Source organism: Erwinia sp. PME.40.26/001, assembly GCF_055556675.1.
On record NZ_JBVHNP010000005.1, the window covers coordinates 185,530 to 204,555 of the forward strand.

The 19,026-nt window shown below is 53.5% G+C and carries 13 protein-coding genes; 9 read left to right on the forward strand and 4 right to left on the reverse strand.

The features are described 5' to 3' along the window. Positions 1 to 38 precede the first annotated feature (38 nt). From lrp to ACZ3HG_RS15925, 6 genes are all read left to right on the forward strand, one after another. Complete coding sequence (gene lrp, locus ACZ3HG_RS15900; RefSeq protein ID WP_006118610.1) at positions 39 to 533, forward strand: leucine-responsive transcriptional regulator Lrp; 495 nt, start codon at positions 39 to 41, stop codon at positions 531 to 533. Positions 534 to 652: 119 nt separating this feature from the next. After that, positions 653 to 4,063: a DNA translocase FtsK 4TM domain-containing protein gene (locus ACZ3HG_RS15905; protein WP_465333357.1), complete on the forward strand. Its 3,411-nt coding sequence runs from the start codon at positions 653 to 655 to the stop codon at positions 4,061 to 4,063. Between the two features lie 197 nt (positions 4,064 to 4,260). After that, positions 4,261 to 4,872: an outer membrane lipoprotein periplasmic chaperone LolA gene (gene lolA, locus ACZ3HG_RS15910; RefSeq protein ID WP_191933301.1), complete on the forward strand. Its 612-nt coding sequence runs from the start codon at positions 4,261 to 4,263 to the stop codon at positions 4,870 to 4,872. Between the two features lie 7 nt (positions 4,873 to 4,879). After that, a complete protein-coding gene (locus tag ACZ3HG_RS15915; protein WP_191933300.1) occupies positions 4,880 to 6,223 on the forward strand; it encodes an AAA family ATPase in 1,344 nt (447 codons plus the stop codon). Positions 6,224 to 6,319: 96 nt separating this feature from the next. Then, a complete protein-coding gene (gene serS, locus ACZ3HG_RS15920) occupies positions 6,320 to 7,612 on the forward strand; it encodes a serine--tRNA ligase (protein ID WP_191933299.1) in 1,293 nt (430 codons plus the stop codon). 288 nt (positions 7,613 to 7,900) lie between these two features. Continuing rightward, positions 7,901 to 9,052 (forward strand): MFS transporter, encoded by a 1,152-nt coding sequence (locus tag ACZ3HG_RS15925; protein WP_191936449.1) that lies wholly within the window; start codon positions 7,901 to 7,903, stop codon positions 9,050 to 9,052. Positions 9,053 to 9,136: 84 nt separating this feature from the next. On the opposite strand, the gene pflA is transcribed toward ACZ3HG_RS15925, so the two are convergent. The 4 genes from pflA to ycaO form a co-directional block, all read right to left on the reverse strand. Then, complete coding sequence (gene pflA, locus ACZ3HG_RS15930) at positions 9,137 to 9,877, reverse strand: pyruvate formate lyase 1-activating protein (protein ID WP_062743878.1); 741 nt, start codon at positions 9,875 to 9,877, stop codon at positions 9,137 to 9,139. 138 nt (positions 9,878 to 10,015) lie between these two features. After that, positions 10,016 to 12,298, reverse strand: a complete 2,283-nt coding sequence (gene pflB, locus ACZ3HG_RS15935) for a formate C-acetyltransferase (RefSeq protein WP_191933297.1) — start codon at positions 12,296 to 12,298, stop codon at positions 10,016 to 10,018. 89 nt (positions 12,299 to 12,387) lie between these two features. Further along, positions 12,388 to 13,245: a formate transporter FocA gene (gene focA, locus ACZ3HG_RS15940; RefSeq protein WP_191933296.1), complete on the reverse strand. Its 858-nt coding sequence runs from the start codon at positions 13,243 to 13,245 to the stop codon at positions 12,388 to 12,390. Positions 13,246 to 13,614: 369 nt separating this feature from the next. Continuing rightward, entirely contained in the window at positions 13,615 to 15,372 is a 1,758-nt protein-coding gene (gene ycaO, locus ACZ3HG_RS15945) for a 30S ribosomal protein S12 methylthiotransferase accessory factor YcaO (protein WP_465333361.1), read from the reverse strand. Positions 15,373 to 15,681: 309 nt separating this feature from the next. Here ycaO and serC point away from each other — a divergent pair, with 309 nt between their 5' ends. The 3 genes from serC (at position 15,682) to cmk (ending at position 18,975) form a co-directional block, all read left to right on the forward strand. After that, entirely contained in the window at positions 15,682 to 16,767 is a 1,086-nt protein-coding gene (gene serC / locus ACZ3HG_RS15950; protein ID WP_191933294.1) for a 3-phosphoserine/phosphohydroxythreonine transaminase, read from the forward strand. An 89-nt stretch (positions 16,768 to 16,856) separates the two neighbouring features. Then, positions 16,857 to 18,143, forward strand: a complete 1,287-nt coding sequence (gene aroA / locus ACZ3HG_RS15955) for a 3-phosphoshikimate 1-carboxyvinyltransferase (protein ID WP_191933293.1) — start codon at positions 16,857 to 16,859, stop codon at positions 18,141 to 18,143. A 148-nt stretch (positions 18,144 to 18,291) separates the two neighbouring features. Further along, entirely contained in the window at positions 18,292 to 18,975 is a 684-nt protein-coding gene (gene cmk, locus ACZ3HG_RS15960; protein WP_191933292.1) for a (d)CMP kinase, read from the forward strand. The last annotated feature ends 51 nt before the right edge of the window (positions 18,976 to 19,026 follow it).

A 19,026-nucleotide genomic window follows, 5' to 3' on the forward strand; every position in this document is an offset into this window, starting at 1 on the left:
GGCAGGTAGAGGGAAGGATTTTTAGAGAGACAATAATAATGGTAGACAATAAAAAACGACCGGGTAAAGATCTCGACAGAATTGACCGTAATATCCTGAATGAATTACAAAAGGATGGCCGTATTTCGAACGTCGAACTCTCGAAGCGCGTCGGATTATCTCCGACACCTTGCCTGGAGCGAGTTCGTCGTCTGGAGCGACAGGGCTTTATTCTGGGTTACACCGCGCAGCTCAATCCTCATTATCTGGATGCCTCGTTACTGGTTTTCGTTGAGATTACTCTGAATCGTGGTGCGCCGGATGTGTTTGAGCAATTTAACGCCGCTGTGCAAAAACTTGAGGAAACTCAAGAGTGTCATCTTGTTTCCGGTGATTTCGACTATCTGTTGAAAACCCGCGTGCCCGATATGTCCGCTTATCGTAAATTGCTGGGTGAAACCTTGCTACGCCTGCCGGGCGTGAACGATACCCGTACCTACGTGGTGATGGAAGAAGTGAAACAAAGTAACCGGTTAGTGATTAAAACCCGGTAACACAGGACAGGTGCAAAACCTGTTGGGTTTCGGTACACTCCTGTGAATTCATACAGGTTCAGCGCCGGGGAGACCCGGCGCGATTACCTTCATAGTTTACAGGCACCTGGAGAGTACTCTTGAGCCAGGAATACACAGAAGATAAAGACGTTTCGTTACAACCGTTGAGCAGCGGCCGTCGTCTGCTTGAAGCACTACTTATTGTGGTTGCTCTTTTTGCCATTTATTTGATGGTGGCATTGGTCAGCTTCAACCCTTCCGACCCCAGCTGGTCACAAACGGCCTGGCATGAGCCCATCCACAATTTAGGGGGAGGGGTAGGGGCCTGGCTTGCCGATACGCTATTCTTCATTTTTGGCGTGATGGCTTACGCCCTTCCGCCGGTGATTCTTGGCCTGTGCTGGATCACTTTCAGTCAGCGTCACGTTCAGGATTACATCGACTATTTTGCCGTCGCACTGCGCATGATTGGCGTGCTGGCGTTGGTCGTGACCTCGTGTGGACTGGCCGCAATCAACGCTGACGATATCTGGTATTTCGCATCCGGCGGAGTGATCGGCAGCCTGTTAAGCAATGCGATGGCACCGTATTTTAGCGGGCCGGGCGGCACGCTGACACTGCTGTGTATCTGGGCTGCCGGCCTGACGCTCTACACTGGCTGGTCATGGCTGACGATTGCTGAAAAAATTGGCGGCGTGGTCATGGGGGTTCTCACTTTTGCCAGCAACCGATCACGTGCTGAGGACGAGTGGCATGAAGAGGGGGACGAGGATCAGCAACGGGATACTCCGGTCGTCAGGCGCAGCGTGGCGCAGGATGCGGACGACAGTGATGATATTCTGCTGAAAAAAACGCAGCCTCTCTATGCGGAAGAGGATGATGAGCAGGACGATCCACTGCTGGCATCGCCAGCGGTGAGAGCGGTCGTGCCGGAACCTGCCGCCGCGGTTGCCGTTCCTGCGCCACCTGTTCAGGTTCAGCCTGCACCTGCACCTGCACCTGCTGCTCCTACACCTGCATCTGCTGCCGAAGCGCAGACCGCTGCACCGCAGCCGTCGCTGTATCGTTTTGAAATGCCCACTGACGTTCATACCCCGGCACCTTCTGTGCCGGTTGAGGACGATGAGGGGCCGAAGATGGGGAACTGGCAGGATAGCTCCGCGTCGTCGCCGTTTGATTTCTCTACGCCGCATGCGTCCCACCCTGCCAGCGTTGCTGCCGCCGCTACGGGTGCGGCCATTGGTGCCGTGGCTCAGTCTGCCACCAGCAACACGCCATTTATGCCAGGCTTTACTGCCACCAGTGGAGAAGATCTTAACCCGCAGGTTAAGCAGGGTATTGGTCCCGAACTGCCGCGTCCGAATCCGGTAAAATTACCGACTCGCCGTGAGCTGGCTTCGTATGGGATCAAATTGCCTTCTCAGCGTATAGCTGAAGAAAAAGCCAAAGAGCAGGATCAGCGTCAGCCTGAAGTAACGGCCTCAGACCCGGTTAACGGGCAAATGGCCACCCCTGAAGAACAGGATGATGCAGAGCAGAATCAACTGCGGGAAGCTTTCCTGGCGCGCGAACAGCAGCGCTACGGTGAGTCATTTGCCTCTGAGGATGAAGATGCACTGCAGCAGGCTGCGCTGGCACGCCAGTTTGCTGAACAGCAGCAGCAGCGCTATACCGGTGAAGAGCAAACCCACCGGCCGGCCTTCACTCTCGACACGGCGGGAGCATTTGACTTCTCACCGATGGACGATCTGGTGGATGATGGCCCGGTTGAACCCCTGTTTACCCTGCCGCCTGTGGCCGAAGTTGAACCGGATGCCCCTGCAACGCCTTCATGGCAGCAGCCTGCTGCCGTACAACAACCCGTGGCGGTGCAACAGCCTGCCGCTGTACAGCAGCAGCCAACGCCGCCTTCCGCTGCCGCGACCCCTGCCTGGCAGACCGCTGCAGCACCCGCAGCGCAGCCGGTGAAACCGCAGGAGCCGGATATGGAAAGCCTTATCCATCCGTTCCTAATGCGTCATGAGCAGCCAACGTACAAGCCGACGACACCATTACCTACGCTCGATCTGCTTTCATCGCCACCGGCAGAAACAGAGCCGGTCGATCAGTTTGCGCTGGAACAGACCGCCCGTCTGATTGAGGCGCGTCTGGCAGATTATCGCGTTAAAGCAGATGTCGTGGGCTACTCGCCGGGACCGGTGATCACCCGTTTCGAACTGGATCTGGCACCCGGCGTGAAAGCGGCACGTATTTCTAACCTCTCCCGGGATCTGGCGCGTTCACTGTCTGCCGTAGCGGTGCGTGTGGTGGAGGTTATTCCCGGGCGTCCGTACGTGGGGCTGGAGTTACCTAATCTGAAGCGTCAGACGGTGTATCTGCGTGAAGTGCTGGACTGTCCCGCCTTCCGCGATAATCCGTCACCGCTCTCCATTGTGCTCGGTAAGGATATCTCGGGCGATCCGGTTGTCGCCGACCTGGGCAAAATGCCTCACCTGCTGGTTGCCGGTACGACCGGTTCCGGTAAGTCGGTGGGGGTAAATGCCATGATCCTCAGTATTCTCTATAAAGCCACGCCGAAAGAAGTGCGCTTTATCATGATCGACCCGAAAATGCTTGAGCTTTCCGTTTATGAAGGTATTCCTCATCTGCTGACCGATGTGGTCACCGATATGAAAGATGCGGCAAACGCCTTGCGCTGGTGCGTGGTTGAGATGGAGCGACGTTATAAACTGATGTCTGCACTGGGTGTGCGTAATATCGCCGGTTATAACGAGAAAGTGGACATGGCTGAGGCGATGGGCAGGCCGATCCCTGATCCATTCTGGAAGCCAACGGACAGTATGGATATGACGCCGCCGGTTCTGGAAAAAGAGCCTTACATCGTCGTGATGGTGGATGAGTTTGCCGACCTGATCATGACTGTCGGTAAAAAGGTGGAAGAGCTGATCGCGCGTCTGGCGCAGAAAGCGCGTGCTGCGGGTATCCATCTGGTACTGGCGACACAGCGTCCATCGGTTGATGTCATCACTGGCCTGATCAAGGCCAATATTCCGACACGTATCGCCTTTACCGTATCCAGTAAAATCGACTCGCGTACTATCCTCGATCAGTCCGGTGCTGAGTCACTGCTGGGGATGGGGGACATGCTGTATCTTGCACCGAACTCGTCGATTCCGGTTCGTGTTCACGGTGCTTTCGTCCGGGACCAGGAAGTCCATGCCGTCGTGAAAGACTGGAAGGCGCGTGAACGTCCTCAGTATAAAGAGGGCATTCTCAGCGGTGGTGAAGACGCAGAATCGGGCTCCGGCGGTGTGGACGGTGATGAAGAGCTTGATCAGCTTTTCGATCAGGCCGTGGAGTTTGTAGTTGATAAGCGTCGCGCCTCTATCTCAGGCGTACAGCGACAGTTCCGTATCGGTTATAACCGCGCTGCGCGCATCATCGAACAGATGGAAGCGCAGGGAATCGTTTCGTCACCGGGGCATAACGGTAACCGCGAGGTGCTGGCACCTCCGCCGCATGAGCGATAATAACGTGGTTTGAATACTGCCCAACAGGCCAGGCTCTGCCTGGCCTGTTGAATTTAAGACGGTTGCCCCCATATTGGCATGATGTGGCCGGGAGAATTCAGTTTTTTCTCCTGTCGCTGTCTTCAGCGCCTGGCTAAAGTTATTCCTGTCACGCTCAACCCGGACCGGGATAAAAGAGTTTTAATAAGGATGCCGTAATGAAAAAATTAATGATTTCCTGCTGTCTGCTGGCCGCGTTCTCTTCTTCTGCGGTGTGGGCTGATGCCTCCAGCGATTTGCAACAGCGCCTGGATAAGGTGAAAAGCTTCCATGCCACCTTTAATCAGAAAGTCACCGACGGCAGCGGGGCTTCAGTACAGGACGGTGAAGGTGAGATGTGGGTTGAGCGTCCCAACCTGTTTAACTGGCATATGACCGCGCCGGACGAAAGCACGCTGATTTCTGATGGTAAAACACTGTGGTTCTATAACCCGTTCGTTGAACAGGTTAGCGCCAGCTGGCTGAAAGACGCCACCAGCAATACGCCGTTTATGCTGATTGCGCGTAACCAGTCGAGCGACTGGAAGCAGTATAATGTTGCGCAGAAAGGGGACGATTTCTCCCTGACGCCGAAAAATGCGGACGGTAATCTGAAGCAGTTTACGATTAATGTCTCTACTAACGGCACCATTAACCAGTTCAGTGCGATTGAACAGGACGGCCAGCGCAGTAGCTATACGCTTAAGAGCCAGCAAAACGGCAGCATCAGCGCCGACAAGTTCAAGTTCACGCCGCCAAAAGGCGTCACCGTGGACGACCAGCGTCAGTGAGGTTTGCGTGAGTAACCTGTCCCTCGACTTTTCCCGTAATGAATTCCAGCCTCTGGCCGCGCGTATGCGGCCACGCACGCTGGCTGAGTATATCGGCCAGCAACATTTGCTCGCAGCCGGTAAACCCCTGCCGAGAGCGATTGAGGCAGGACATCTGCATTCGATGATTTTATGGGGTCCGCCAGGGACGGGAAAAACGACGCTGGCAGAGATTATTGGTCACTATGGCCAGGCCGACGTCGAACGTATTTCCGCCGTCACCTCCGGGGTAAAAGAGATCCGTGAGGCGATCGAGCGCGCGAGGCAAAATCGTAACGCGGGTCGTCGCACCATCCTTTTTGTCGATGAAGTCCACCGCTTCAATAAAAGCCAGCAGGATGCCTTTCTGCCCCATATTGAAGATGGCACCATCACTTTTATCGGTGCTACAACCGAAAACCCTTCTTTTGAACTTAACTCTGCACTGTTATCACGTGCGCGGGTCTATTTACTGAAGTCCCTGACCAGTGAAGACATTGCGGCCGTTCTCGATCAGGCGATGAACGACAGCGAGCGGGGATACGGTAACGACAATATCGTGTTGCCTGATAATACCCGCAATATGATCGCCGAACTGGTCAACGGTGATGCGCGCCGTGCGCTGAATACGCTGGAAATGATGGCGGACATGGCGGAGGTGAACAGCAAAGCCAAACGTGAGCTTACGCCGCAGTTGCTGAATGAAGTTTCGGGTGAGCGCAGCGCACGCTTCGATAATAAGGGCGATCGCTTCTATGACCTGATCTCCGCGCTGCACAAGTCGGTACGGGGGTCGTCGCCGGACGCCGCCCTGTACTGGTATGCGCGCATTATTACCGCCGGTGGAGACCCGCTTTATGTGGCAAGGCGCTTGCTGGCGATTGCCTCGGAAGACGTCGGCAATGCCGATCCCCGTGGAATGCAGGTGGCGATTGCCGCGTGGGACTGCTTTACCCGCGTAGGGCCGGCAGAAGGTGAACGGGCTATCGCTCAGGCGATCGTTTATCTTGCCTGCGCGCCGAAAAGCAATGCGGTCTATACCGCCTTTAAAGCGGCCATGCGTGATGCCCGCGACAGTCCGGATTATGATGTCCCTGAACATCTGCGCAATGCGCCAACCAAACTGATGAAAGAGATGGGGCTGGGTGCTGAATATCGCTATGCCCATGATGAACCCCATGCTTATGCCGCCGGAGAGGACTATTTTCCTCCACAAATGGCGCAAACGCGTTATTACCAGCCGACCTCGCGCGGGCTGGAGGGCAAGATTGGCGAAAAGCTGTCCTGGTTGCATGAACAGGATCAAAATAGCCCGACAAAACGCTACCGCTGACACGGACGTTGCGGTAAGGTTAGCAATGAATTCAACGCATCCGGCATACCGGTGCGTCCCTTCTTTTTACACTCAATCAATCATCACAGGACAAGCATGCTCGATCCCAATCTACTGCGTACTGAGCCAGACGCAGTCGCTGAAAAACTGGCACGCCGTGGCTATAAGCTGGACGTTGATACGCTGCGCGCACACGAAGAGCGTCGTAAAGTATTGCAGGTAGAAACTGAAAACCTGCAGGCAGAGCGTAACTCGCGTTCCAAATCCATCGGGCAGGCCAAAGCACGTGGGGAAGATATCGAGCCATTGCGTCAGGAAGTGAATGTTCTGGGCGAACGCCTGGACGCTGCAAAGGCAGAGCTGGATGCTCTGCTGACCAGCATCAACGACTTTTCAATGGCTATCCCTAACATCCCTGCTGAAGGGGTTCCACTGGGCAAAGATGACAGTGAAAACCAGGAAATCAGCCGCTGGGGTGAACCGCGCAAATTTGATTTTGCCGTGCGTGATCACGTTGAGCTTGGCGAAATGGCTGCCGGACTGGATTTTGCGGCTGCGGTGAAGCTGACCGGTTCCCGCTTTATCGTTATGCGTGGTCAGATTGCGCTGATGCATCGCGCACTGAGCCAGTTCATGCTCGATCTGCATACCGAACAGCATGGCTATCAGGAAACCTACGTGCCTTACCTGGTAAACCATGCCAGCCTGTACGGTACCGGCCAGCTGCCGAAGTTTGGTGAAGATCTGTTCCATACGCGCCCGCTGGAAGAAGAAGCATCCAGCAGCAACTATGCGCTGATCCCGACGTCGGAAGTTCCGCTGACCAACCTGGTGCGCGACGAGATTCTGGAAGAAGAGTCTCTGCCGATCAAAATGACCGCCCATACCCCCTGTTTCCGCTCAGAAGCCGGGGCCTATGGTCGTGATACGCGCGGCCTGATCCGCATGCACCAGTTCGACAAAGTTGAAATGGTGCATATCACGCGCCCGGAAGATTCAATGGATGCGCTTGAAGAGCTGGTGGGCCACGCAGAGAAAGTGCTGCAACTGCTGAACCTGCCTTATCGTAAGGTGCTGCTGTGTACCGGAGACATGGGCTTTGGTTCGCACAAAACGTACGATCTGGAAGTATGGTTGCCAGCTCAGGATACTTACCGTGAGATCTCGTCCTGTTCCAATATGGGCGATTTCCAGGCGCGCCGCATGAAAGCCCGCTGTCGTCCTCGCGGTGAAAAGGCTACGCGCCTGGTTCACACGCTGAACGGTTCTGGCCTGGCCGTTGGCCGCACGCTGGTGGCGGTACTGGAAAACTATCAGCAGGCAGACGGGCGCATTGAAGTGCCGGAAGTCCTGCGTCCGTATATGAAAGGCCTGACCTCTATTGGCTAAGCCCGATATACCGTACCAGAGGAAACCCGCCGCCGGCGGGTTTTTTTACGTCTGAGTTCGAACAAAAAATATGATGGATGTTGCAGAGACCAGCTTAGCAGTAATGAATAAATTCAACGAGATAATACCCCACCGAAGCCGTTGCCCGTCAGAGCTAACCCTTCGTAGATAAAAATATTAAATCGGTGTTCTGCAAATCGTGCGCATCACGATTTATTGTGCTTTTCCAAATGCTTGCGCAGTGGCATGATGCGCGCAAAATCTTCCTCGTTTCGGTTCTCCAATACTATGTCCACCTGGTCACGTCCCGTTCTGGTGCTGCTGTGCGGCTTACTGCTGCTCACGGTTTCTATTGCCGTGCTGAATACACTGGTGCCGCTCTGGCTGACGCATGATGCGCTGCCGACCTGGCAGGTTGGTATGGTCAGCTCCTCGTACTATTGTGGCAATCTGCTGGGAACGTTACTGGCCGGATGGGTCATCAAGCGCTACGGGTTTAATCGCAGTTATTATCTGGCCTCACTGGTATTTGCCCTGGCGACGGTAGCCCTTGCGCTGGGGACGGGGTTCTGGTCATGGACGCTCTGGCGTTTTGTGGCGGGTATTGGCTGCGCTCTGATCTGGGTGGTAGTGGAAAGTGCCTTGCTATGCAACGGCACCCTGCGCAACCGCGGGCGGCTGCTGGCAGCCTATATGATCGTCTATTATATTGGCACGGTCATTGGCCAGCTGCTGGTAAGTAAAGTCTCCACCGAACTGATGCATGTCCTGCCGTGGGTCAGCAGCATTATTCTGGCGGCAGTCCTGCCGCTTGTCTTCTGCCGCGTCACGGCAAGCCAGGAAGACGAAGAGACCCCGCCAGGGCGTATGTGGCCGATGCTGCGCCGTCGTAATGCCCGCCTGGGCATCAACGGCTGCATTATTTCCGGGATTGTACTGGGTTCATTGTATGGCCTGATGCCGCTGTATCTCTCCCATCAGGGGATGAGTGACTCAACGGTGGGCTACTGGATGGCGCTGCTGGTCAGTGCGGGGATTATCGGTCAGTGGCCGATAGGGCGACTTGCGGATCGTTATGGCCGGCTGCTGGTTCTGCGTGTTCAGGTGTTTGTGGTGATCCTCGGTGCACTGGCAATGTTAAGTAATGCTGCCATGGCTCCGGCGCTGTTCATCCTCGGCTGCGCCGGTTTCACTCTTTACCCGGTGGCTATGTCCTGGGCCTGTGAAACGGTGGCTCATCACGAACTGGTGGCAATGAACCAGGCGCTGTTACTGAGCTATACCGTTGGCAGCCTGGTGGGCCCGACCATGACCTCGATGCTGATGCAGAACTATTCAGACCGGTTGTTGTTCGTAATGATTGCCGGAGTGGCGCTGATCTATCTGGTGATGCTACTGCGTAAAGCCGATCATCACGCAACACCGGTGGCGCACGCGTAAATGAAAAAAGGCTGACCGGGAAAGAAGGTCAGCCTCTGCGGTGCAGAATCGATCGGCATCAGTGGGGTAAAGGAGGGCTGACCATTAGTACATTACGTGATGGCCGTAACCTTCCAGAATATGTTTTACCCGCTCCATTGTTTCTGCTTTTGGTGGATGAACACCGTCCAGCTTGTACTCCTCGCCCATTGCGATCCACTTATGCTTGCCCAACTCATGATAGGGCAGCAGTTCAATCTTCTCCACGTTACCCATATCGCGAGTGAACTCACCCAGGCGGTGCGCTGATTCATCATCATCAGAATAGCCGGGCACGACCACGTAGCGGATCCAGGTACGGATCCCGCGTTTGGCAAGATAGCGGGCAAAATCAAGGGTACGGTGATTAGAGACACCGACCAGAATCTGATGGACGTCATCATTAATCTGTTTCAGGTCGAGCATCACCAGGTCAGTGACGTCCAGTAGCTCGTCGATAACCGGATCGTAGCGGCGCACAAAGCCATTGGTATCAAGACAGGTATTAATGCCTTCCGCCTGACAGGCGCGGAACCAGTCACGGACGAATTCTGCCTGAAGGATCGCCTCACCGCCGGAAGCCGTTACACCGCCTCCCGAGGCATTCATAAAATGGCGATAGGAGACAACGTCCTTCATTAATTCTTCAACGGTGATTTCTTTGCCGCCGTGAGTATCCCAGGTATCACGGTTATGGCAATACAGGCAGCGCATCAGGCAGCCCTGGAAGAAGGTGATAAAACGGATGCCGGGGCCGTCAACGGTCCCGCAGGATTCAAAAGAGTGGATGCGACCGGTTACTGACATTGCGATGAGTTCTCCACGGTGACACAGTCTTTAGCTGTGTTAAGTCTGTTTTGGCAGTGATCCGAATCAGACAACTGACAAAACCGGCTGGTGGCAGGCAGGCTCCCCGGAGGAAGCCTGCACAATGCACTGACTGTATTACATGCTTTGCGTAAAGGTACGTGTAATCACGTCCTGTTGCTGCTCTTTAGTCAGCGAGTTAAAGCGAACGGCGTAGCCAGAGACGCGAATGGTCAGCTGCGGATATTTTTCCGGATCTTCCATCGCTTCCAGCAGCATTTCGCGGTTCATCACGTTGACGTTCAGGTGCTGGCCGCCTTCGATGCTGGCCTCATGATGGAAGTAACCATCCATCAGACCGGCAAGGTTGGTTTTACGCACATCATCGTTTTTACCTAGCGCGTTTGGCACGATAGAGAAGGTGTATGAGATACCATCTTTTGCGTAAGCAAACGGCAGTTTAGCCACGGAGGTGAGTGAGGCAACGGCACCTTTCTGGTCACGACCGTGCATTGGGTTAGCACCTGGTCCAAACGGTGCGCCAGCGCGACGGCCATCCGGGGTGTTACCGGTTTTCTTGCCATACACCACGTTAGAGGTAATGGTCAGAACAGACTGAGTTGGTACCGCGTTACGGTAGGTCTGCAGCTTCTGAATTTTCTTCATGAAACGTTCAACCAGGTCGCAGGCAATATCATCAACGCGTGAATCGTTATTACCAAACTGCGGGTATTCGCCTTCGATTTTGAAGTCAACGGCCAGACCATCTTCATCACGAATGGTCGACACTTTTGCATATTTGATTGCAGACAGTGAGTCAGCCGCCACCGACAGGCCCGCGATACCACAGGCCATTGTACGGTAAACGTCACGGTCATGCAGTGCCATCAGCGAGGCTTCATAGCTATACTTGTCATGCATGTAGTGGATAACGTTCAGCGCGGTCACATACTGTTTGGCCAGCCAGTCCATAAAGTGATCCATACGGTCCATCACTTTATCGTAATCCAGCACTTCATCCATCATTGGCGCTTCTTTCGGGCCAACCTGCATTTTCATTTTTTCATCCACGCCGCCGTTGATGGCATACAGCATGGTTTTAGCCAGGTTAGCACGGGCACCGAAGAACTGCATCTGTTTGCCGACGATCATCGGGCTGACACAACAGGCGATGGCGTAGTCATCATTGTTGAAGTCAGGACGCATCAGATCATCATTTTCATACTGCAGAGATGAGGTGTCGATAGACACTTTGGCTGCGTATTTTTTGAAGTTCAGTGGCAGTTTTTCTGACCACAGGATAGTCATGTTAGGCTCTGGTGAAGGACCCATGGTGTAGAGCGTGTTCAGGAAGCGGAAGGTGTTTTTAGTCACCATGGTCCGGCCGTCAACGCCCATACCAGCAAGGGATTCGGTTGCCCAGATTGGGTCACCAGAGAACAGCTCATCATATTCTGGCGTACGCAGGAAGCGCACCATGCGCAGCTTCATCACCAAGTGGTCAATCAGTTCCTGTGCTTCCAGTTCGGTGATTTTGCCCGCCTTCAGGTCGCGTTCAAAATAGATATCCAGGAAGGTCGACACGCGTCCAAAGGACATCGCTGCGCCATTCTGTGATTTCACCGCAGCCAGGTAACCGAAGTAGGTCCACTGAACGGCTTCTTTAGCACTGGTTGCCGGGCCAGAGATATCACAGCCATATTTCGCCGCCATATCTTTAATCTGCTGCAGAGCGTGATGTTGATCGGCAATCTCTTCGCGCAGGCGGATAGTGGCTTCGAGGTTAACGCCATTTTCCATGTCGCTCTGCAGAGAGGTGAACTGAGCAAATTTGTCTTTCATCAGCGCATCGATACCGTACAGCGCGACGCGACGATAGTCCCCAATGATACGACCACGGCCATACGCATCTGGCAGACCGGTCAGTACGCCTGACTTACGGCAGCGCAGAATATCGGGGGTATAGACATCGAATACACCCTGATTATGGGTTTTGCGGTATTCGGTGAAGATTTTTTTCACTGTCGGGTCGAGTTCACGGCCATAGACTTTGCAGGAGCCTTCGACCATTTTGATGCCACCGAACGGAATCAGGGCACGTTTTAAGGGGGCTTCGGTTTGCAGGCCGACAATTTTTTCCAGGCTTTTATTAATATAGCCTGCGTCATGAGAGGTGATGGTTGATGGCAGATCGGTATCAAAATCAACAGGCGCATGGGTGCGGTTTTCCTGTTTGATGCCTTCCATGACGGTATCCCACAGAGCCGTCGTTGCCTCGGTGGCGCCGGCCAGGAACGCTTCGTCGCCTTCATACGGTGTGTAGTTTTTCTGGATGAAGTCACGGACGTTGATGCTGGTCTGCCATTCACCCTGTGCAAAGCTTTCCCAGGCTGTCGCCATTTTTTGATTAAGCTCGGTCATTTGATACCTACCTTATAACGTGAAGTTCGTTGTACGTTCCCGCCGGGTGACATCACACCGACAGTTGCAAGAATCTGTTCATGGGCCTGTCAGTGATGGTCGCCATCACGCAGATAAATCACCCAATACGTCAAGCCCACCAGTAACCCGCCACCGATAATGTTGCCCAGCGTCACCGGGATAAGGTTATCGGTAATAAAGTGGCTTACGGTCAGGTGTGTAAACTGGTCCGCACTCGCTCCGGTTGCCTGCCAGAATTCGGGTGTGGCGAAATCTTTGATAATAATGGCCATGGGGACCAGAAACATGTTGGCGATGCTGTGCTCAAAACCGCTGGCCACAAACATGGCGACAGGCAGTACCATGGCAAACATTTTGTCCAGCAGGCTGCGTCCGGAGTAGCTCATCCACACGGCCATGCATACCATCAGGTTCGCCAGGATGCCAAGGCAGACGGCTTCAATAAAAGTATGGTGCATCTTATGGTCCGCGGTTTGCAGGACATTCAGCCCCCAGGCTCCGTTGGCCACCATGTATTGTCCGGCAAACCAGATCAGTGCGACAAAGAAGATAGCGCCGATAAAATTCCCGATATAAACGATGATCCAGTTGCGGGCGAGCTGTAACCAACTGATGCGACCGCTGGCTTTAGCCACGACGGTGAGAACGGTAGAGGTGAAAAGGTCCGCACCACACACGACCACAAGCATCAGCCCTAGTGAAAAGCAGATGCCACCTACCAGTTTGGCCAGTCCCCAGGGAACGGCTGCGGTGCCTGTCGTTGCCGTAATATAGAAAGCAAAAGCGATGGAGATAAATACCCCAGCGGTTATCGCCAGAAAGAAGGTGGTGAAGGGATGTTTTGTCGCTTTATAAACGCCAGCGTCTTCGGCAACTTTTGCCATTTCGGATGGTAATAACAGATCAAAGGGGTTGCCAGCTTTCACACTAACGTCCTCTCAAAAGTAGTCGGCAAGGAAAGTCTAGCAAACGAGTATAGGAGAGAAATTGACGTGGATCATACAGGCCCGGCAAAGTAGCTGCCAATGACTTGTTTTTAATAAGGTTAATATGCGTAACTTGCTGTTTTTAATCATGTAAAACTTTTTTAATAATTAAAAAAATATTTGATTCTCACACAATAGAAATAAAGTGAAGCGTGAACATATCACAGTAAATATAGCGTAATTGTGACAATAAAAAAGGTAACAGCCTGCGCCGTTACCTTTTTTTAACCTGCCGCGAATGATATGGCAGAAATAAATAAAAATTAATCTGAAATGACACAGCGATACGGTGTCATTTTTCTCGCAGCATTATTTCCAGTACAGACGTTTAGCCGCCTGCAGTTTTTCATAAGCCGCCAGCAAAGACTGATGCGCAGGGAACGCGTTAAGATCGCTGTCAACGCTCTGCAAACCATAGAAAGGTGCTTCACCGCTGATTGCCGCAGAAGCATTGTCTACGGCTTCCTGACCATACATGCGTACAAACGCCGTATGATACTGAAGGGGATCGCGGCCTTCTTCCTGGCTCAGTAACAGCAGCGTTTGCAGGCAGCGATAGTAGTTGGCACGCTCCGCACTAAAGATTGACTGGTTAAACTCCATTGTCCATTCTGTCCAGATCAATGCCTGCTCCAGGTCGCCTGCGGCCAGCGCCAGCATCGCTTTCAGCTCACCGATACGCAGTGTGTACCAGCCGTTATCTTTACCCGTCGCCAGACCCAGAAGCTCACGTACGCGGGTGAAATCGTCATGGCCATCTTCATCTAACTGCTCCAGCAGAGAAAGATAGTCTGCTTTTTCCCAACGGCTTTCTGGCAGACTGAGCAGCGTATCACGCAGATAGGCACCCATGCTGTTGTTGGCCAGCAGCAAATCTTCGGCCGGATAGATATCTGACATGCCGGGAACGATAATGCGGCACGCATAAACGTCCAGGTGCTCGTAGTCGGCGATATAAACTTCCTGCTCTTCAGCGTTGAAGATCGCCATCAGAGTGGCAAACTCTTCTTCTGTACTGCCTTTGAAGCTCCAGTCCACAAAGGGATAATCTGCATCGTCTTTAAACATATCCCACGAGATCAGGCCGCTGGAGTCGATAAAGTGTGTTTCCAGGTTGGCATGTTCTGCGACTTCTTCATCATCGAAGGTGGGTGGGGTGAAGACATCCAGATCTTTCAGGCCACGGCCCTGCAGAAGTTCTGTGACGGTACGCTCCAGGGCAACGCCAAAATCAGGGTGCGCACCGAATGAAGCAAAACAGGTTCCATTGGCAGGGTTAAACAGCACCACGCAGATGACCGGGTATTTACCGCCCAGGGAAGCATCATAGGAGAAGATAGGGAACCCTTCTGCTTCCAGCGAAGCGATAGCCTCGACAACGCCCGGATAACGGTTTAATACATCCTGCGGGATCAGCGGCAGGCTGATGGATTCCGCGATAATTCGGTTTTTAATGTAACGTTCAAATACCTCAGACAACCCCTGAACGCGCGCTTCGTTAGCGGTGTTACCGGCAGACATCCCGTTCGACACATACAGGTTACCGATAATATTCATCGGGATATAAACGGTTTGCTGATCTGACTGACGGGTAAACGGCAGGCCACAAATGCCGCGTGCGGCGTTGCCTGACTGAAGATCAATCAGATCGCTGGCGCTGACCTCATTTTCCGGGTCATAGAACTCACACAGGCGGGCATCAAGAATCCCCTCCGGTAGCTGATCGTCTTCCGGCAGCGGGAACCACTTCTCGTTAGGGTAATGGACAAAATCGCCCTTGGCGATCTTCTCACCCAGCCAGAAGTCGGCAAAGAAATAGTTAGTAGACAAGCGTTCAAAGTATTCGCCCAGCGCAGAGGCCAGAGCAGCTTTTTTACTGGCACCTTTACCGTTGGTAAAACAGAGCGGGCAGTCGCGGTCGCGAATATGGACTGACCAGACATTTGGCACCGGGTTCAGCCAGGAGGCCTCTTCAATATTGAAGCCGAGATCCTGCAGTTTTTGCTGAAAGCGTGCGATGGAAACTTCCAGCGCGGCGTCTTTGCCTGGTATATAAGTTTGAGTCATTTTGTCCACTCGTGATTGATTGTGCGGAAAGCGCGCAATGATACGGGGTTTCTGCCGGAATCGCTATCCGGCACGGCTAATTTCATCATGGCAAGAATGCCATTTTTCAGCGAAAAGAGAACCGGTCTGTTTTTCTATTGGGAAAACGCCTCACAAAATATCGTCTGCTTTTGCATTTGCCCTACAAGCTGTTGCGGCAGGTCGCAGTAAACTGGCCAGCTGCCCGGATAAATCATTGCAGCATGAAGGTGGCAGTGATAAAACCGATAGAGGAATCAAAACCGATTGATCTGAAAGTGGTGAGGGGAAATGAGTCAGGTTTTCAATTTTAGCTCAGGCCCGGCTATGTTGCCGGTAGAAGTGCTTCGTCGCGCTGAACAGGAACTCTGCAACTGGCAGGGACTGGGAACCTCCGTGATGGAGATCAGCCACCGTAGTAAGGAGTTTATTCAGGTTGCCGAAGAGGCAGAAAAAGATTTTCGCGATCTGCTGAAAATTCCCTCTAACTATAAAGTTTTATTCTGTCATGGTGGTGCGCGGGCGCAGTTTGCAGCCATCCCGATGAACCTGCTGGGCCAGCATACGACAGCGGATTACATTGATGGTGGCTATTGGGCTGCCAGCGCCGTTAAAGAGGCGCAGAAATACTGCACGCCAAACGTCATTAATGCGAAAACGACCATTGAGGGGCTGCGTGGCATTACCCCAATGAGCCAGTGGGCACTGTCTGATGAGGCCGCTTACGTTCATTACTGCCCGAATGAGACCATAGACGGTATCGCTATTCCGGAAACGCCTGACTTTGGTGACAAAGTTGTGGTCGCGGATCTCTCCTCCACCATTCTGTCCTCCCCCATTGATGTTAATCGTTTCGGCGTGCTGTATGCCGGTGCGCAGAAAAATATCGGACCGGCGGGGCTCACGCTGGTCGTGGTGCGTGAAGACCTGCTGGGACAGGCGCGTAAAGAACTGCCTTCCATTCTTGACTACAAGGTGCTGGCCGAAAACGAATCCATGTTTAATACGCCGCCGACATTTGCCTGGTATCTCTCCGGGCTGGTCTTCAAGTGGCTGAAAGAGCAGGGCGGTGTTGCCGAGCTGGATAAACGTAATCAGGCCAAAGCAGACCTGCTGTATGGCACCATCGATAACAGCAGCTTCTACCGTAATGATGTAGCCGCGGCTAACCGCTCTCGTATGAATGTGCCTTTCCAGTTAGCGGATGCCTCATTGGATCAGCTATTCCTGGAAGAGTCTTTTGCGGCGGGCTTACATGCATTAAAAGGCCATCGTGTCGTCGGTGGGATGCGTGCCTCGATTTACAATGCTATGCCGCTGCAGGGTGTGAAGACGCTGACCGACTTTATGGTCGACTTCGAACGTCGTCACGGCTAAGGTACATCTGCGCTATGCAGTAAGCTTTGCATCTGAAACCCCGCGCCCAGCGGGGTTTCATCGTAATTATTTTGGAGAATATGTTTCACATGCAGGATTCCCTGACGTTACAACCTATCGCCCTGGTCGACGGTACCGTTAACCTTCCCGGTTCCAAGAGCGTGTCTAACCGTGCACTGCTGCTGGCAGCGCTGGCAAAAGGCACGACCCGCCTGACCAATCTGCTCGACAGTGATGATGTCCGCCACATGCTGAATGCGCTTCAGGCGCTGGGCGTACATTTTTCGCTGTCTGACGACCGCACGGTGTGTGAAGTTGTCGGTCAGGGGGGGGCACTGAAGGCGGAAGGTCCGATAGAACTGTTTCTCGGTAATGCCGGCACGGCCATGCGTCCACTGGCGGCGGCGCTGTGTCTGGGCGCGAACGATATCGTGCTGACGGGTGAACCTCGCATGAAAGAGCGGCCCATCGGGCACCTGGTGGATGCCTTACGTCAGGGAGGCGCTGAGGTCGATTACCTTGAGCAGCCAGACTATCCGCCGCTGCGCCTGAAAGGGGGATTCAGGGGGGGCGAAGTAGCCGTGGACGGCAGCGTTTCCAGCCAGTTCCTGACAGCACTGCTGATGACCGCGCCTTTAGCTGAAAGTGATACCCGTATTGTGATCAAAGGTGATCTGGTTTCAAAACCCTACATCGATATCACGCTTAACCTGATGGCAACCTTTGGCGTTCAGGTAGAAAATGAAGAGTATCGCGCCTTCCACATCCGCGGCCAGCAGCAGTACCAGGCTCCGGGTGAATATTTGGTTGAAGGCGATGCGTCGTCTGCCTCTTATTTCCTCGCCGCTGCCGCGATTAAAGGCGGTACGGTCAAAGTGACCGGTATCGGACGCAACAGCATGCAGGGTGATATTCGTTTTGCCGACGTGCTGGAAAAAATGGGTGCCAGCGTGGAGTGGGGCGATGATTTTATTGCCTGCACGCGTGGCACACTTAACGCAATCGACCTGGATATGAACCATATCCCGGATGCGGCAATGACCATTGCAACGGCCGCCTTGTTTGCGAAAGGCACAACGGTGATGCGTAATATCTATAACTGGCGCGTGAAAGAGACGGATCGTCTTGCGGCTATGGCCACTGAGCTTCGCAAAGTGGGCGCGGAAGTTGAAGAAGGGCATGACTTCATTCGTATTACACCGCCAGCGCAGATCCAGTTTGCTGAAATCGGCACCTATAATGACCACCGTATGGCGATGTGTTTCTCGCTGGTGGCACTTTCCTCCACGCCAGTGACTATTCTTGATCCTAAATGCACGGCCAAAACGTTCCCTGACTATTTTGAACAACTGGGTCGTATCAGCCAGCTGGCGTAGCGGGCCTCTGTTTGGTTAGGTGTACCGCTAATCAGCCACAAAGGTGCACCGACCAACGCAGTTGCAGCTTCATGCGTGAAGGGTATAATGCGCGTCGATATTTGCCCGGGCACTGGTTGCCCCGGCATCCCACCGACAGGAGAACGACATGACGGCAATAGCCCCAGTGATCACCATTGATGGCCCAAGTGGTGCAGGGAAAGGCACTTTGTGCAAAGCGATGGCCGAGTCGTTGCAGTGGCACCTGTTGGATTCCGGCGCAATTTATCGCGTTCTGGCGCTGGCTGCGCTGCATCATCAGGTGGATATCACTTCAGAAGAGGCTCTGGTGCCGATCGCTGCCCATCTTGATGTTCGTTTTGTATCCAGTAATGGCGAAATGGAAGTGATCCTGGAGGGAGAAGATGTCTCCAGTGAAATCCGCACTCAGGACGTCAGTAATACAGCCTCGAAAGTGGCAGCGTTCCCCCGTGTGCGTGAAGCCTTATTGCGCCGTCAGCGCGCTTTCCGTGATTTCCCGGGTTTAATTGCCGATGGCCGCGATATGGGAACGGTTGTTTTCCCCGATGCGCCGGTGAAAATTTTCCTGGATGCGAGTTCTGAAGAGCGTGCCCATCGCCGCATGCTACAGTTGCAGGAAAAGGGCTTTAGTGTTAACTTTGAGCGCCTTTTATCTGAGATAAAAGAGCGTGATGAGCGTGATCGCAATCGTGCCATCGCACCTCTGGTGCCGGCAGATGATGCTTTAGTCCTTGATTCAACGACGATGTCGATTGAAGAGGTGATTGAAGTTGCGTTAAATTATGCGCGGGAAAAACTCACGCTGGCTTAAAAATAAGCTACGCTTAATGACCTCTGTATGAGCCCTTGCTCACAGAACGAT